Raw genomic sequence first — 15,021 nt, 5'->3', positions numbered from 1 at the left:
TGATCCATGCGGGTGTCGGGGGACCGTCCGGCGGGTCGGCCGGGAGGGAGCGGGAGCGTGACCGACGCCACTGCCGAAACGAAACGGAACGGTTTCGTTTCGCTGGCGCCGGGGGTATCGTCTTATCCGTACGAAACGGTTTCGTTCGGATGGCAGGTCGGGAAGAGGTGCCGAGATGGTCGAAGAAGTCATGTCGCGCCGCAGCCGGATCACCCCCGAGCGGGAAGCCGAACTCCACGGGGCGGTCCTCGACCTCCTGCGCGAGGTCGGCTACGAGGCGCTGACCATGGACGCGGTCGCCGCCCGTACGAAGTCCAGCAAGGCCACCCTCTACCGCCAGTGGGGGAGCAAGCCGGAGCTGGTGGCCAAGGCCCTGCGCTGTACCCAGCCGGTCTCCCTCCGGGAGATCGACACGGGCAGCATCCGCGGGGACTTCGCCGTCATGGTCGAGAACTCCGACGACGCCCAGATGGCGAAGGACACCGCGCTGATGCGGGGTCTGACCCATGCGGTCCACGAGAGCCCCGAGCTCCACAAGGCGCTGCGGGAACTACTGGTCGACCCGGAGATCACCGGCCTCCAGGCGATGCTGCAGCGGGCGGTGGACCGAGGCGAGATCGCCCCGGGCTGTCCGGCCCTTGCCTTCGTGCCACACATGCTCATCGGAGCGTTCATCGCGCTCCCGCTGATCGAGGACCGGTCCGTCGACCGGTGTTTCCTCGGTGACTTCATCGACGCCGTGGTCTTCCCCGCCCTCGGCGTCTGATCCGCTCTCCCCGCTGTTCTGCGAGCTGTCCCCGCGCTCGCGCTCGATCCCTGCTGTTCCTGACACGCCGCTCTCGTCGTCGGACCGGCATTCCATGCCCTGTTCCATCCCACGACCCGAACGGGAGAACCACCGACGTGGCCACCTTCCTCTACCGACTCGGCAGGGGCGCCTTCCGGCGCCGCCGATTCGTCGCCCTCGTCTGGGTGGCGCTGCTGTTCGTAGCCGGCTTCGGCGCGGCTTCGGCGTCCGCCCCCACCTCAGGCTCGTTCTCCATACCCGGCACGGAGGCCCAGAAGGCCTTCGACCTGCTGGACCAGCGCTTCCCGGGAATGGCCGCCGACGGCGCCACCGCCCGCATCGTCATCAAGGCCCCGGCGGGCGAGAAGGTCGACTCCGCGGCCGTCAAGCCGCAGGTCGAGAAGATCGTCGCCGACCTGAAGGACGGTCCCGGCAAGGACCAGATCTCCTCGGTCGCCAGCCCGTACGAGGCCCAGGCCGTCAGCCAGGACGGCTCCACCGCGTACGTGAGCGTCAAGTACAAGGTCAGCGGCATGGAGCTGACGGACGCCACCCGCGAGGCCCTCAAGGAGTCCGGTACGGCCGCCAAGGCCGACGGCCTGAACGTCCAGATCGGCGGCGACGCCCTGATGGCCGCCCCCGAGACGGGCTCCGGCGAGATCATCGGCATCGCGATCGCCGCGATCGTCCTCGTCATCACCTTCGGCTCGCTCATCGCGGCCGGACTGCCGCTGCTGACCGCGCTGATCGGCGTGGGCATCGGCATCTCCTCCATCACCGCCCTCGCCAACGTGCTGGACCTCGGCTCCACCACCTCCACCCTCGCGATGATGATCGGCCTCGCGGTCGGCATCGACTACGCCCTCTTCATCGTCTCCCGCTACCGCGCGGAGCTCGCCGAGGGCCGCGAGCGCGAGGAGGCCGCGGGCCGCGCCGCCGGAACCGCCGGCTCGGCCGTCGTCTTCGCCGGTCTGACCGTGGTCATCGCGCTGGTGGGTCTGGCCGTCGTCAACATCCCGATGCTGACCAAGATGGGCTTCGCCGCCGCCGGCACCGTGGTCATCGCCGTCCTCGTCGCCCTGACGCTGGTCCCGGCCATCCTCGGATTCGCCGGCGGGAAGGTGCTGCCCGCCGGAGCGAAGAGCAAGCTGTTCGGCAAGGGCAAGCCGGCCGCCGAAGGCGCCGGGCCCAAGCCCAACGGCGGCACGCGCTGGGCCCGCTTCATCCTGCGCCGCCCCGTCATGGTGCTGCTCGCGGGAGTGATCGGCCTCGGCATCATCGCGATTCCCGCGAGCAAGCTGGAGATGGGCCTGCCGGACGACGGCGCCCAGCCGGTGTCCACCACCCAGCGCCAGGCGTACGACCTGCTCTCCGAGGGCTTCGGCCCCGGCTTCAACGGCCCGCTGATGGTCGTCGTGGACGGGGACAAGGCGCTCGCCGACAAGACCGCCGACCGGATCAAGGGCCTGGAGGGCGTGGCCGCGGTCATGCCGCCCACCCAGAACGAGGCCAAGGACGCCGCCGTCATCACGGTGGTCCCGAAGGACCGCCCCTCCTCCGCGGCGACCGAGGACCTGGTCCACGAGATCCGCGAAGGCAGCGGCAACGACGTCCTCGTCACCGGCGCGACCGCGATGAACATCGACTTCTCGCAGAAGATGAACGACGCGCTGCTGCCCTACCTGGCACTCGTCGTCGGCCTGGCCTTCCTGCTCCTGATGCTCGTCTTCCGCTCGATCCTGGTCCCGCTCAAGGCGGCCCTCGGCTTCCTGCTCTCGGTGGTCGCCGCCCTCGGCGCCGTCGTAGCGGTCTTCCAGTGGGGCTGGCTCGGCTCGCTCTTCGGGGTGGAGCAGACCGGTCCGATCATGTCGATGATGCCGATCTTCATGGTGGGCGTGGTCTTCGGCCTGGCCATGGACTACGAGGTCTTCCTCGTCACCCGCATGCGTGAGGCGTACGTCCACGGCGAGCGGCCGGGCCAGGCCGTCGTCACCGGGTTCCAGTACAGCGCCCGGGTGGTCGTGGCCGCGGCCGTCATCATGATCGCGGTGTTCTCCGGCTTCATCGGAGCCAGCGAGCAGATGGTCAAGATGATCGGCTTCGGACTGGCCGTCGCCGTCTTCTTCGACGCGTTCGTCGTCCGCATGACCATCGTCCCGGCCGTCCTCGCGCTGCTCGGCCACAAGGCCTGGTGGCTGCCGAAGTGGCTCGAGCGGATCCTGCCCAACGTGGACGTCGAGGGCGAGAGCCTGCGCAAGCACCTCGGGGAGTCCTCGGACGGCCCGGGCGGCGCGGACGGGCACGGCAAGGACCGCGAGCTGGTCAACGTCTGACCGGCCGAAGGTTCGTACGAGATGAAGACCGGCCCCGCACCCGAGAGGTGCGGGGCCGGTCCCGTTGGGCCTAACGGGTGGCGGCGGCCACGGGCGCGTACGTACGGCGCAGGAAACGGCGCAGCGCGGCGATGTCGAACTGGACCACCGCGACACCTTCGGGGGAATGGAACTCGACGACGGCCTGCACGCGTCCGCAGGGCCAGATGCGTACGTCGCCCGTCCCGGTCGGGGCCTGGAGGCCGGCCTCCAGGAGGGCGCGGGGGAAGACCCACTCGTTGTCGATGCCCTCGGGGGACAGGTCCGCGGGGAAGACGATCCGTACGGCCAGGGGCTCGGCGGGGACGAAGCGGAGCGTTGCCGGAACGGCCCGGTAGAGCGGGTCGTCGGTGATCACGCGGGCGCGCACGCGCTCTTCGACCACGGTCACGGTGGCCGTCGCGGTGGCTGTCGCGGTGTTGCCCGCGGGGGGATTCTCGGCAGCGGCTGACATCGGCAAAGCTCCTCGAATCAGAACATATACGCCCCTCTTGCCCCCAGCCTCGCACATTCCCACGAAACCGCACGAGGCTATTTGTGCTCCCACCGCTCTTGCCAACCGTTCGCAAGTGGGCCCTATGCTTAAACGGTTAAATATTTCGTCAGTTCAACGGACCGCAGGAAGCGGAGCAGATCCATGCATGTGCCCGACGGCTTCATCGATGCCCCCGTCTCCATCGCCGCAGGTGTCGCCGCCGCCGGAGCCGTGGCGGTCAGCCTGCGCGGAGCCCGCCGGGAGCTCGACGAGCGGACCGCCCCGCTCGCCGGCCTCGTCGCCGCCTTCATCTTCGCCGTCCAGATGCTGAACTTCCCCGTCGCCGCCGGCACCAGCGGCCACCTGCTGGGAGGCGCGCTCGCCGCGATCCTCGTCGGCCCCTACACGGGTGTGCTCTGCGTGTCCGTGGTCCTGCTCATGCAGGGCGTCCTCTTCGCCGACGGCGGCCTGACCGCCCTCGGCGTCAACGTCGTGAACATGGCCGTCGTCACCGTCGTCGTCGCCTACGCCGTCTTCCGCGGCCTGGTCAAGCTGCTGCCCGACGGCCGCCGCTCGGTGACCGTCGCCGCCTTCACCGGAGCCCTGCTCTCGGTGCCCGCCGCGGCCGGCATGTTCACCCTCCTGTACGCGCTGGGCGGCACCACCGACGTGCCGCTGACCAAGGTCTTCGGCGCCATGGTCGGCGTCCACGTCCTCATCGGCGTCGGCGAGGCCCTCATCACCGCCGCCACCGTCGGCGCCGTGATCGCCGTACGCCCCGACCTGGTCCACGGCGCCCGCGGCCTGTCCGCCCCGCTCAAGCTGCGCGTCGGCGGCGAGCTGGTCGACGCCCCGGCCGCGGCCCCCGCCGCCGCGGCCGGCCTCGCCGCCCGCTCCACGAAGCCCGTGTGGATCACCGGTCTGGTCGCCGCCCTCGCGCTGGCAGGCTTCGTCTCCTTCTACGCCTCGGCGAGCCCCGACGGCCTGGAGAAGGTCGCCGCCGACAAGGGCATCGACGAGAAGGTGACGGAACACGCCGCCGCCGAATCCCCGCTCGCCGACTACAGCGTCAAGGACGTCTCCGACGCCCGCCTCTCCGGCGGCCTCGCCGGAGTCATCGGCGTCGGCGCGACCGTCGCGGTGGGCACCGGCGTCTTCTGGACCGTCCGCCGCCGCCGCGGCGCCGACCTGACGGCCGTCTCCACCGCCGCGCCGGTCGCCTGACATGGGCGCGGGCCACGCCCACAAGCTCTACCGGCACGGGCACTCGCCGGTCCACGGCCTGCCGCCGCACTGCAAGCTCGCCGCGACCTTCGCCTTCGTCGTGGTCGTCGTGTCCACACCGCGCGAGGCGGTATGGACCTTCGGGCTCTACGCCGTCCTCATCGCGGCGGCCGCGGCCGCCGCCCGGATCCCGGCCGGCTTCCTGCTGCGCCGGCTGCTGATCGAGGTGCCCTTCGTCGCCTTCGCCGTCCTGATGCCCTTCGTGGCCCAGGGCGAGCGGGTCGAGGTCCTCGGCATGTCGCTCAGCGTCTCCGGCCTCTGGGGCGCCTGGAACGTGCTGGCCAAGGGCACCCTCGGCGTGGCCGCGTCCGTCCTGCTCGCCTCCACCACCGAACTGCGGGCCCTGCTGCTCGGGCTGCAGCGGCTCAAGCTGCCGCCGCTGCTCGTCCAGATCGCCTCCTTCATGATCCGGTACGGCGACGTCATCACCGACGAGCTGCGCCGGATGTCCATCGCCCGCCGCTCCCGTGGCTTCGAGGCGCGCGGGCTCCGGCACTGGGGCGTCCTCGCCAAGACGGCCGGCGCCCTGTTCATCCGCTCCTACGAACGCGGCGAGCGGGTCTACCTCGCGATGGTCAGCCGCGGCTACGCCGGCTCCATGCCGGTGATCGACGAAGTGGCGGCCACCCGCGCCCAGTGGGCGTACGCGGCCGCACTCCCGGTGACGGCACTCGCCGTCTGTCTGATGGGTTGGACGCTTTGAACGCACCCCCTGCCGAAGCCCCCTCGCTGGCCGTCTCCGGCCTCGCCTACGCCTACCCCGACGGCCACCAGGCCCTCTTCGGGGTCGACCTGACCGTCGGGCGGGGCGAGCGGGTGGCCCTGCTCGGACCCAACGGCGCCGGCAAGACCACGCTGGTGCTGCACCTCAACGGCATCCTGAGCGGCGGCGTCGGCACTGTGAGCGTGGCCGGGCTGCCCGTGGAGAAGCGGAACCTCGCCGAGGTCCGCCGCCGGGTCGGCATCGTCTTCCAGGACCCCGACGACCAGCTGTTCATGCCGACCGTGCGGGAGGACGTGGCCTTCGGCCCGGCCGCCGCCGGAATGCGCGGTCCCGAGCTGGAGGCGCGGGTGCGCAGCGCCCTGGAGCAGGTCGGCATGGGCGCCTTCGCGGACCGGCCGCCGCACCACCTGTCCTTCGGGCAGCGCCGCCGGGTCGCGGTGGCGACCGTACTGGCCATGCGTCCCGAGATCCTGGTGCTGGACGAGCCGTCCTCCAACCTCGACCCGGCGTCGCGCCGGGAACTCGCCGACATCCTGCGCTCCCTGGACGTCACCGTGCTGATGGTGACGCACGACCTGCCGTACGCGCTGGAGCTCTGCCCGCGCGCGGTGATCCTCAGCGAGGGGACCATCGTCGCGGACGGGCGGACGCAGGACGTGCTGTGCGACGAGGAGCTGATGCGCGCGCACCGGCTGGAGCTGCCGTTCGGCTTCGACCCGCGCTCGGTGTCGGTGGCATAACCGCGTACGGCCGGTTGTTGGACCGCTCGTGGAGATCCAGGGTGAGGTGGCGGAAGGCTACGAGGCCGTCCGCGAGGCTTTCGTACGCAACTTCGAGGTGCTCGGCGACCGGGGCGCGGCCGTGGCCGTCTACCGCGACGGGCGACGGGTCGTGGACCTGTGGGCCGGTACGAAGGACGCCGACGGGGGCGGCGCGGCCTGGAGCGCCGACACCGCGCAGGTGGTGCGCTCGGCGACCAAGGGCGTCGCGGCCGTCGTCCCCCTGCTGCTCCACCAGCGGGGGCTGCTGGACCTGGACGCGCCGGTCGCCTCGTACTGGCCGGAGTTCAAGGCGGGCGGCAAGGAGCACGCGCGCGTACGGGACCTGCTCGCGCACCGCGCCGGGGTCCCGGCGCTCGACCGGGGGCTGACCCCGGCGCAGGCGGTCGACGGGCATTCGGGCGCGCGGGCGGTCGCCGCGCAGGGGGCCCTGTGGGAGCCGGGCACGGCGCACGGCTACCACGCGCAGACGTACAGCTGGCTGTTGTCGGAACTGGTGGCACGGGTGACGGGCGGGACCTCGCTGGGGCAGTGGCTGGCCAGGGAGGTCACCGGGCCGCTGGGGCTGGACTTCTGGATCGGTCTGCCGCAGGCGCAGGCCGGGCGGGTGGGCCGGGTCGCGCCGGTGGATCCGCCGGAGTCGGTGGGAGCGTTGAAGATCCGGCCGCGCAGGAACGTTTCGCAGGCCTACGCCGACCCCGGCTCGCTGACCCGGCGGGCCTTCGCGGCGATCGACCCGCTGCCCGACGAGAACGCCCCCGAGTACCGGGCGGCCGAGCTCCCCGCGTCGGCGGGCATCGGCACGGCGCGGGCCCTGGCGGGCCTGTACGCGGCGCTGCTGTCCGACACCCAGGACGGGGCGCGGCTCTTCACCCCGCGGACCACCGCGCTGGCGGGCACGGAGCTCTCCTCGGGCCCGGACCGGGTCCTGGTGGTCAACACGCGCTTCGGGCCGGGCCACATGCTGCACGGCCCCGCCTCGCCGCTGCTCTCCCCGTCCTCCTTCGGCCACCCGGGCCGCGGCGGCTCGCTGGCCTTCGCGGACCCGGAGGCGGGCATCGGCTTCGGCTACGTCACGAACGCGCTGGCCAAGTCGGTCACCGCCGACCCGCGCGCGCAGTCGTTGGTCCGGGCGGTCCGCGCCTCGCTGTGACCGCCGCCGCCGGTTCGCCCGGGGCCCGGCGCTCGGCGCTCGGGGCGGTCCCCGCGGTCCGGGGGATCTCGGGGAAAATGCGGAGCTCCGGGCGGCGCACGGCGTTAGCGTGGCCGCATGACGACCACCACCACACATCCGCTGTTCGCCGAAGCCCTCGCCGCGCTGGGCCTGGAGCCCGGAGTACGGAGCTTCCCCGACGGCACCAGGACCGCCGCCGACGCGGCCGCCGCGATCGGCTGCGAGCTCAGCCAGATCGTCAAGTCGCTGATCTTCGCGGCCGACGGGGTGCCCGTACTGGTCCTGATGGACGGGGCGTCGCGGGTGGACGTGGAGGCGGTGCGCCGCGAGCTCGGCGCGACCGCCGTGACCCGGGCCGACGCGGCCCTGGTCCGCGAGACCACGGGCTACGCCATCGGCGGCGTCCCGCCCTTCGGGCACCGCACCCGCACCCGGGTCATCGCGGACCGCTCCCTGCTGGCCCACGACGTGGTCTGGGCGGCCGCCGGTACCCCGCACACGGTGTTCCCGATGGCCCCGCGCGAGCTGATCGCCCACGCGGGGGCCGCACTGGCCGACGTACGGGAGGGCTGAGAGCCGGGGGCTGAGGGCTCGGCCCTCAGCCCGCGTTCAGTACGGCCGCCACGATCGGGCCCGCCGCGTCCCCGCCGTGTCCGCCGCCCTCGACCATGGCCGCGGCCGCCACGTCACCGCTGAAGCCGGTGAACCAGCTGTCCGGGTTCTGCGCGCCGTCGACCTCGGCCGAGCCGGTCTTCGCGCCCTTGTCGGAGCCGCCGACCGCGGACATCGCGGCCCGCGCCGTACCGCTGCTCGCCGTCAGCTTCATCATCCGCACCAGCTGCGCCGCCACCGCCGGCTTCATCGACCGCGAAGCCTTCGCGAGCGCGCGGCCGTCCAGCGAGGCCTTGACGACGACCGGCTGACGGAACACCCCGGTGCGGGCGGTGGCCGTGATCGAGGCCATGGTCAGCGGGTTCATCTGGATCTCGCCCTGGCCGATGTACGCGGCGGCCGCCGCCGGGCCGGTGGCCTCCGGGACCTTGCCGTCGACGGTCGGCACGCCGACCTTCCACTCGGCGCCGATGCCGAAGACCTCCCGGGCCTCCTTGGGGAGCGCGCCGATGTCGCCGACCGGCTTGATCTGCTTGATGAAGGCGGTGTTGCAGGACTGGGCGAAGCTCGTCGCGAAGGTCTCGTCGTCGAGCTTGAAACCCTTCAGGTTGGTGAAGCGCCGGCCCTCCCAGGAGACCTCCGGCGGGCACTCGGCGACCTTGTCCGCCGATACGAGGCCCCGGTCCAGCAGCATCGCGGCGGTCACGATCTTCATCGTGGAGCCGGGCGCGCGCCCGCCGCTGACGGAGGCCGGGAAGCCGTCCGACCGGTGGTCGGCGATGGCCAGCACGTCCCCGGTGCTGGGCTGGACGGCGACCACCGAGGCCTGCGGGAAGCGCAGTACGGCCTTCTCGGCCGCCTCCTGCACGTCGGCGTCCAGGACGGTCTGGATCTTGCCCGGCGTGCCCTCGACGAGCGTCAGCAGGTTCCGTCGCGGGGCGCCCGGGGTGGCCGGCTCGATCCACAGCTCGGCGCCGCCCGTGCCGCCCAGCTTCTCCCCGTACTTCTGGCGCAGGTCGTCGAGCACCTTGCGCAGCGACGGGTACTTCTCGGCCGTCAGCTCCTTGCCGTTGCGGTCGACCGCCTTGACGGGCGGGCTGGGCGGGGGGCCGCCGCGCAGCCGCTCGCCCTTCTGGAGCTGCGGGTGGAGCACCGCGGGGTCCCAGTCGACGAGCGGCAGCCCGGTGGTGTTGCCGCGGACCACGGAGAGCTTGGACTCGTAGGCCAGCGGCTTGGTGACCCCCTGGTAGGTGACCTCCGCGGCGACGGAGTACGCCACCGTGGTGCCGGTCTGCGCGCCGGGGGTGATCGCGACCTTGGACACGAGGGCGGCGGTCGTGAAGTCGCCCAGCGCGTCCCGGGCGCCCCCCGGATTGTTCGTCAGCTCGGCGCCCTTGGCGGCGTCCCCGGCCGACCACGCGGCGAAGAAGGCCTTGGCGGTCTCCGCGGCCTCCTTGTCGCTGACCGGCCCCGTGCCCTTGGCGGGCGCCGCCGGTGCGGCGGCGCCCGTGCTCTTGGCGTCGTCCCCGCCGGCGTCGCCGACCAGCGCGTACACCCCGTACCCGGCTCCGCCCATCATCGCGAGGAACACCCCGCCGATGACCGCGCCCTTCGCTGCCCCGTTCACTTCACAGTCCCCGTCCCCCGTACCACGGCCCCCCACTGAACGCTGAACGCGTTCAAAGGCCCTCGGGACGAACTTTACGTCGAACGCAGGCGCGACCGGGGGCGTTGTTACAGGACCGGGACCTCGTCCCCGGCCGCACTTCAAACCCAGGTGTCCAGCCACATGCGGCCCCGCCAGGAATCCATCGGCAGGCTCTGGCCCGTGTAGATCGGCCAGAAGTAGATGAAGTTCCAGACGATCAGGAGCACGAGGACGCCCGCCGCCACCGCGCCCAGGGCGCGGCGGCGTTCCGAGGAGCCGGCCCGGCCCAGGAGGGCGCCGATCATCATGGCCACCGCCAGGCACAGGTAGGGGACGAAGACCACCGCGTAGAAGAAGAAGATGGTCCGCTCCTGGTAGTTGAACCAGGGCAGCAGGCCCGCGCCGACCGCGCACGCGATCGCTCCGGCCCGCCAGTCGCGGCGGAAGAACCACCGCCACAGCACGTACAGCAGCGCGAAGCAGGCCGCCCACCACAGCAGCGGGGTGCCGAGCGCCAGCACCTCGCGGGCGCACTTGGCCGTCTCGGTGGCCGGGCAGCCGTCGGTGCCGGGCGCGGGGGACTCGTAGAAGTAGGAGACGGGACGGCCGAGGACCAGCCAGCTCCACGGGTTCGACTCGTAGGTGTGGCCGGAGGTCAGGCCCACGTGGAACTTGTAGACCTCCGTCTCGTAATGCCACAGGCTCCGCAGCCACTCCGGCACGAACGACCACGAGCTGTGCTGGTCGTTCTTGGCGGCCCAGTCGCGGAAGTAGCCGCCCTTGCCGTTGTCGGGGGAGAGGATCCAGCCGAGCCAGGAGGTCAGGTAGACGGCGATCGCCACGGGGACGGTGGAGAGGAAGCCGGGCAGCGCGTCCCGGCGCAGCATCGCCGCGTACGGGGCGCCCGCGCCCGCGGTGCGGCGCGCGGCCGCGTCCCACAGGACGGTCAGGACGCCGAAGAAGGCCAGCACGATCAGGCCGTTCCACTTCGTGCCGAAGGCCAGACCCAGGCACACACCGGCCAGGATCCGGTACGGGCGCCAGCCCAGCCCCAGCGTCCGCGCGATCCCGGCGTCCGGGCGGGTCCGCCCCTCGTCGTCCACCGGGAGGGCCGCCGCGAGCCGCGCCCGCGCCTTGTCCCGGTCGATGACCAGCGATCCGAAGGCTCCCAGGACGAAGAACATCAGCACCAGGTCGAGCAGCGCGGTGCGGCTCATCACCAGATGCAGGCCGTCCACCGCCATCAGGAGCCCGGCCAGGCAGCCGAGGAACGTCGAGCGGAACAGCCGCCGCCCGATCCGGCACAGCATCAGCACGGACAGGGTGCCGAGCAGGGCGGTCATGAACCGCCAGCCGAAGGGGTCGAAGCCGTACATCCACTCGCCGAGGCCGATCACCCATTTGCCGACCGGCGGGTGCACGACGTAGCCCGGGTCCACGGGGAGGCCGACCCCGTCGGGGTTGGCGAGGATCGACTTGTCGATGTCCTTGGGCCAACTCGCCTCGTAGCCCTGGCTGATCGTGGCCCACGCGTCCTTGGCGTAGTACGTCTCATCGAATATCACCGCCTTCGGGGTGCCCAGATGCGCGAACCGCAGCACCCCGGCGACCAGCGCCACCAGCAGCGGCCCGGCCCACGCCAGCACCCGCTCCCAGACCGCGGCCGCCTCTGCCCCGATGCCCAGGGTCGCCCACAGCTGCGCGGACGGACGGGCGTACGGGGGCACCAGGCGGGTGCGGACGTCCGACTGCTTCTGCGCCCCCGTCCGGGCCGCGTACCCGAAGCCGCGCAGACGGCGCAGCCAGGCTGACGGCTGGTCGGCGGGGCCGGATCCGGGGCCGAGGTCGGGCCCCGCCGTTGAGGCGGGCGGGGCCCCCGCGGGGCTGGGCGGCGGCGTCGCGGTACTGGTCACCGGGTCATCGTAGGGAACGAGGCCGCGTCGAGGGGGTCCGGGTGACCCGCGGCCGGGCCGAAACCCCGGGGACGGGAGCGCCGGGGTGGGCGGGCCGGGACGGCTGAGAGGATGGGGCGGTGACCACTGACCAGCCCCGCCCCTCCGAGGCCACCGCCGACGCCACCGCCGACGCGCCGTCCGAAGCCGCCCGCGAACCAGTCTCCGCGGCGCCCCGCACGGCCCTGCCCGCCGCCGCCTCCGGCGCGGCGGGAGCAGGCGTCCTCGTCCTCGCCGGCACCCCCATCGGCGACCTCGCCGACGCGCCGCCGCGGCTCGCCTCCGAGCTGGAACGCGCCGACGTGATCGCCGCCGAGGACACCCGCCGGCTGCGCCGGCTGACCCAGGGGCTGGGCGTCTACACCACCGGGCGCGTCCTGTCGTACTTCGAGGGCAACGAGTCCGCGCGCACCCCGGAGCTCGTCGAGGCCCTGGAGGCCGGCAAGCGCGTCGTGCTGGTGACCGACGCCGGCATGCCCTCGGTCTCGGACCCCGGCTACCGGCTGGTCGCCGCCGCCGTGGAGAAGGACATCAAGGTCACAGCCGTACCCGGACCCTCCGCCGTCCTCACCGCGCTCGCCCTGTCCGGCCTGCCCGTCGACCGCTTCTGCTTCGAGGGCTTCCTGCCGCGCAAGGCCGGCGAGCGCCTCGGCAAGCTCCGCGAGGTCCAGGCGGAACGCCGCACCCTCGTCTACTTCGAGGCCCCGCACCGGCTGGACGACACCTTGGCGGCCATGGCCGAGGTCTTCGGCGCCGACCGCCGCGCCGCCGTCTGCCGCGAGCTGACCAAGACCTACGAGGAGGTCAAGCGCGGCGGCCTCGGCGAGCTGGCCGCCTGGGCCGCCGAAGGCGTGCGCGGCGAGATCACCGTGGTGGTCGAGGGCGCCCCGGCGGCGACCCCCGGCGACGTGGACGCCGAGGAGCTGGTGAACCGGGTACGGGTGCGCGAGGAGGCGGGCGAGCGGCGCAAGGAGGCCATCGCGGCGGTCGCCGCCGAGGCCGGAGTACCCAAGCGCGAGGTCTTCGACGCCGTCGTGGCGGCAAAGAACGCGGCACAAAAGGTGCCGCCCGTCGGTAAAGAGCTAACCTGAAAAGCAAAGCTCAGACCGCGCACCGGGCGCTTTGGGCATGACTCGCCCAAAGACCGTCCAACAGTAGACAGGGCCTGATGCGCTCCCGCCCGAAGAGGCGTCCACTGGCATTGCACCAGTGGAACAAGAGGAGCTGGCATGAGTGAGATCGCTGACCCCCAGGTACCCGTCGCCGAACGCGCCGTACCCGCCGCGCCCACCACAACCGCAGCCGCCACCACGACCGGCGTGCCGACCGTGCACGAGGCGTACGCCTTCGCGTGCATGAAGTGCGGCTACGCCTGGGAGCAGGGGTACGAGATAGAGCACCACGTCGACGGCACGGGACACCCCTTCATCGTCTACACCGTGAACGGCCTGCGGGTTCCGTCGCCGCTGTCGAACCCGACGTGCACGAACTGCGGCGGGCACGTGGTGCGGATCATGCGGGAGGGTCAGGTCAAGTCGGTCCTCGGCATGATCGACCAGCTCTACCACCACCGCGCCGCCCCCGGCATCGCCGGTCCCGTCCCGGCGACGTACGAGGAGGAGCACCACCGGCCGCCGAAGCAGCGCAAGGTGCCGCACGAGGGCCCCGGACCCGTCCCGGCGGAACGGCCCGGGCTGCTGGCCCGGCTCCTCGGACTTATGCGCCGGTCATAAGATCGGCCGCATGAGCCGTAGTACGTCGAACGACGCGCCGCCCCCGCTGCCCGAACCGCTGCGGGTGGCGGTCGCCGACTCCCACACCCACCTGGACATGCAGTCCGGCACCGTCGAGGAAGGCCTGGCCAAGGCCGCGTCCGTCGGCGTGAGCACCGTCGTCCAGGTCGGCTGCGACGTGAAGGGCTCCCGCTGGGCGGCCGAGACGGCCGCCGCGTACGCCAACGTCCACGCGGCCGTGGCCCTGCACCCCAACGAGGCCCCCCGGATCGTGCACGGAGACCCCGACGGCTGGTCGCGCCAGGGCGCCCGCGAGGGCGGCGGCGAGGGCGCCCTCGACGACGCGCTCGGCGAGATCGAGGCCCTGGCGGCGCTGGCGCACGTGAAGGCGGTGGGCGAGACCGGGCTGGACTTCTTCCGTACCGGGCCGGAGGGAGCGGCCGCGCAGGAGCGTTCCTTCCGCGCCCACATCGAGATCGCCAAACGACAGGGCAAGGCCCTGGTCATCCACGACCGCGAGGCCCACGCGGACGTCCTGCGCGTGCTGCGCGAGGAGGGCGCGCCCGAGCGGACCGTCTTCCACTGCTACTCCGGCGACGCCGAGATGGCCCTGGAATGCGCGGCCGCCGGGTACTACATGTCCTTCGCCGGAACCGTCACCTTCAAGAACGCGGCCCCGCTGCGCGCCGCCCTGGCGGTGGCCCCGCTGGAGCTCGTACTCGTGGAGACGGACGCCCCGTACCTGACCCCGGCGCCCTACCGCGGACGGCCGAACGCCCCGTACCTCATCCCGCTGACGGTACGGGCCATGGCCGCGGTCCGCGGCCTCGACGAGGACGCCATGGCGACGGCCCTGGCGGCGAACACGGCCCGCGCCTTCGATTACTGAGCGCCCGCCTGCCGCCCGCGCCCCCTATCGAGGGGCCGGCGTTCCGTCCGCGTCAGCTCGCGCCACCCGTCACCCCTCACCCGTCACCCGCATCACTCGTTCGCCACGGTGCGTAGCCGTCCGGCTTTGTGGCGTGACGGTCGCTCCGCTAGGGTGCCGTGCCCGGAGCAGCGGGACGGACCAGTGGAGCGAGCGTCGTGAGCGATATGTCCTGGCCGGCCGGTGGCGGGGATCCCGCAGGCCCCGATCCCCGGGACCCGTGGGACCGGGATGCCGGGCACGAACAGGGCCGGGCTCCGGGCGACGGGGTCGTCAGTTGGGCCGACGCGATGGCCACCCAGGCCGGGCCGCCCTCACCGGTGGGCCTGGCGGACCCGGGGCCCGGCCCGGACGCGGGGCCGGGCCCCTATCCGGGACGGCCGGAGTCGCAGCTGCCGCAGCCCGGGGTCCCGGCCCCGCGCGGTGGCGCCCGGCGACGCAGGGCGGCCGAGGCGGAGGCCGCCCCGGTGCAGGAGCCACTGGCCACCGGCCGCCGCAGACGCGCCCAGCCCGGCCCGCTCCCCGACGTGTTCCCCGACGTGTTCCCCGACGT

Annotated in this window: 13 protein-coding genes and 1 pseudogene; 11 read left to right on the top strand and 3 right to left on the bottom strand. The window is 72.8% G+C overall.

What is annotated here, in order from left to right:
• Window positions 1–175: 175 nt before the first annotated feature.
• Both J7E97_RS21435 and J7E97_RS21430 read left to right on the top strand, forming a co-directional pair.
• Window positions 176–766, top strand: a complete 591-nt coding sequence (locus J7E97_RS21435) for a TetR/AcrR family transcriptional regulator (RefSeq protein ID WP_215029703.1) — start codon at window positions 176–178, stop codon at window positions 764–766.
• A gap of 137 nt (window positions 767–903) precedes the next feature.
• Window positions 904–3,120: an MMPL family transporter gene (locus J7E97_RS21430; protein ID WP_215029700.1), complete on the top strand. Its 2,217-nt coding sequence runs from the start codon at window positions 904–906 to the stop codon at window positions 3,118–3,120.
• 70 nt (window positions 3,121–3,190) lie between these two features.
• Here J7E97_RS21430 and J7E97_RS21425 read toward each other — a convergent pair whose 3' ends face one another.
• Window positions 3,191–3,613: an SsgA family sporulation/cell division regulator gene (locus J7E97_RS21425; protein ID WP_215029696.1), complete on the bottom strand. Its 423-nt coding sequence runs from the start codon at window positions 3,611–3,613 to the stop codon at window positions 3,191–3,193.
• Window positions 3,614–3,796: 183 nt separating this feature from the next.
• Between J7E97_RS21425 and J7E97_RS21420 the strand changes: the two genes are divergently transcribed.
• From J7E97_RS21420 to J7E97_RS21400, 5 genes are all read left to right on the top strand, one after another.
• Window positions 3,797–4,858 (top strand): energy-coupling factor ABC transporter permease, encoded by a 1,062-nt coding sequence (locus J7E97_RS21420; RefSeq protein WP_215029693.1) that lies wholly within the window; start codon window positions 3,797–3,799, stop codon window positions 4,856–4,858.
• Window position 4,859: 1 nt separating this feature from the next.
• Entirely contained in the window at window positions 4,860–5,621 is a 762-nt protein-coding gene (cbiQ, locus tag J7E97_RS21415; RefSeq protein ID WP_215029690.1) for a cobalt ECF transporter T component CbiQ, read from the top strand.
• On the top strand, window positions 5,618–6,382 hold the full coding sequence (locus J7E97_RS21410) for an energy-coupling factor ABC transporter ATP-binding protein (RefSeq protein WP_374224203.1): 765 nt from the start codon (window positions 5,618–5,620) through the stop codon (window positions 6,380–6,382). Before cbiQ ends, J7E97_RS21410 begins: the two co-directional genes overlap by 4 nt.
• A gap of 28 nt (window positions 6,383–6,410) precedes the next feature.
• Window positions 6,411–7,574 carry a serine hydrolase domain-containing protein gene (locus J7E97_RS21405; RefSeq protein WP_215029684.1) on the top strand — a complete coding sequence of 388 codons (1,164 nt, stop codon included), beginning with the start codon at window positions 6,411–6,413 and terminating at the stop codon, window positions 7,572–7,574.
• Between the two features lie 117 nt (window positions 7,575–7,691).
• Window positions 7,692–8,168, top strand: coding sequence for a YbaK/EbsC family protein (locus tag J7E97_RS21400; protein ID WP_215029681.1), 477 nt, complete (start codon window positions 7,692–7,694; stop codon window positions 8,166–8,168).
• A 25-nt stretch (window positions 8,169–8,193) separates the two neighbouring features.
• On the opposite strand, the gene J7E97_RS21395 is transcribed toward J7E97_RS21400, so the two are convergent.
• Both J7E97_RS21395 and J7E97_RS21390 read right to left on the bottom strand, forming a co-directional pair.
• Window positions 8,194–9,834 carry a penicillin-binding transpeptidase domain-containing protein gene (locus J7E97_RS21395; RefSeq protein WP_215029678.1) on the bottom strand — a complete coding sequence of 547 codons (1,641 nt, stop codon included), beginning with the start codon at window positions 9,832–9,834 and terminating at the stop codon, window positions 8,194–8,196.
• A gap of 140 nt (window positions 9,835–9,974) precedes the next feature.
• Window positions 9,975–11,768, bottom strand: a complete 1,794-nt coding sequence (locus tag J7E97_RS21390; RefSeq protein ID WP_215029675.1) for a phospholipid carrier-dependent glycosyltransferase — start codon at window positions 11,766–11,768, stop codon at window positions 9,975–9,977.
• Window positions 11,769–11,992: 224 nt separating this feature from the next.
• Here J7E97_RS21390 and rsmI point away from each other — a divergent pair, with 224 nt between their 5' ends.
• From rsmI to J7E97_RS21370, 4 genes and pseudogenes are all read left to right on the top strand, one after another.
• Window positions 11,993–12,898 carry a 16S rRNA (cytidine(1402)-2'-O)-methyltransferase gene (gene rsmI / locus J7E97_RS21385; protein ID WP_215029768.1) on the top strand — a complete coding sequence of 302 codons (906 nt, stop codon included), beginning with the start codon at window positions 11,993–11,995 and terminating at the stop codon, window positions 12,896–12,898.
• Between the two features lie 138 nt (window positions 12,899–13,036).
• Window positions 13,037–13,540 (top strand): hypothetical protein, encoded by a 504-nt coding sequence (locus J7E97_RS21380; RefSeq protein WP_374224202.1) that lies wholly within the window; start codon window positions 13,037–13,039, stop codon window positions 13,538–13,540.
• Window positions 13,541–13,550: 10 nt separating this feature from the next.
• Window positions 13,551–14,429, top strand: a complete 879-nt coding sequence (locus J7E97_RS21375) for a TatD family hydrolase (protein ID WP_215029672.1) — start codon at window positions 13,551–13,553, stop codon at window positions 14,427–14,429.
• Window positions 14,430–14,626: 197 nt separating this feature from the next.
• A pseudogene (locus J7E97_RS21370) lies at window positions 14,627–15,021 on the top strand (hypothetical protein); the annotation flags it as partial.

Source organism: Streptomyces sp. ISL-66 (genome assembly GCF_018614135.1).
GTDB lineage: Bacteria > Actinomycetota > Actinomycetes > Streptomycetales > Streptomycetaceae > Streptomyces.
This window is presented reverse-complemented; position numbering and strand designations above follow the sequence as displayed.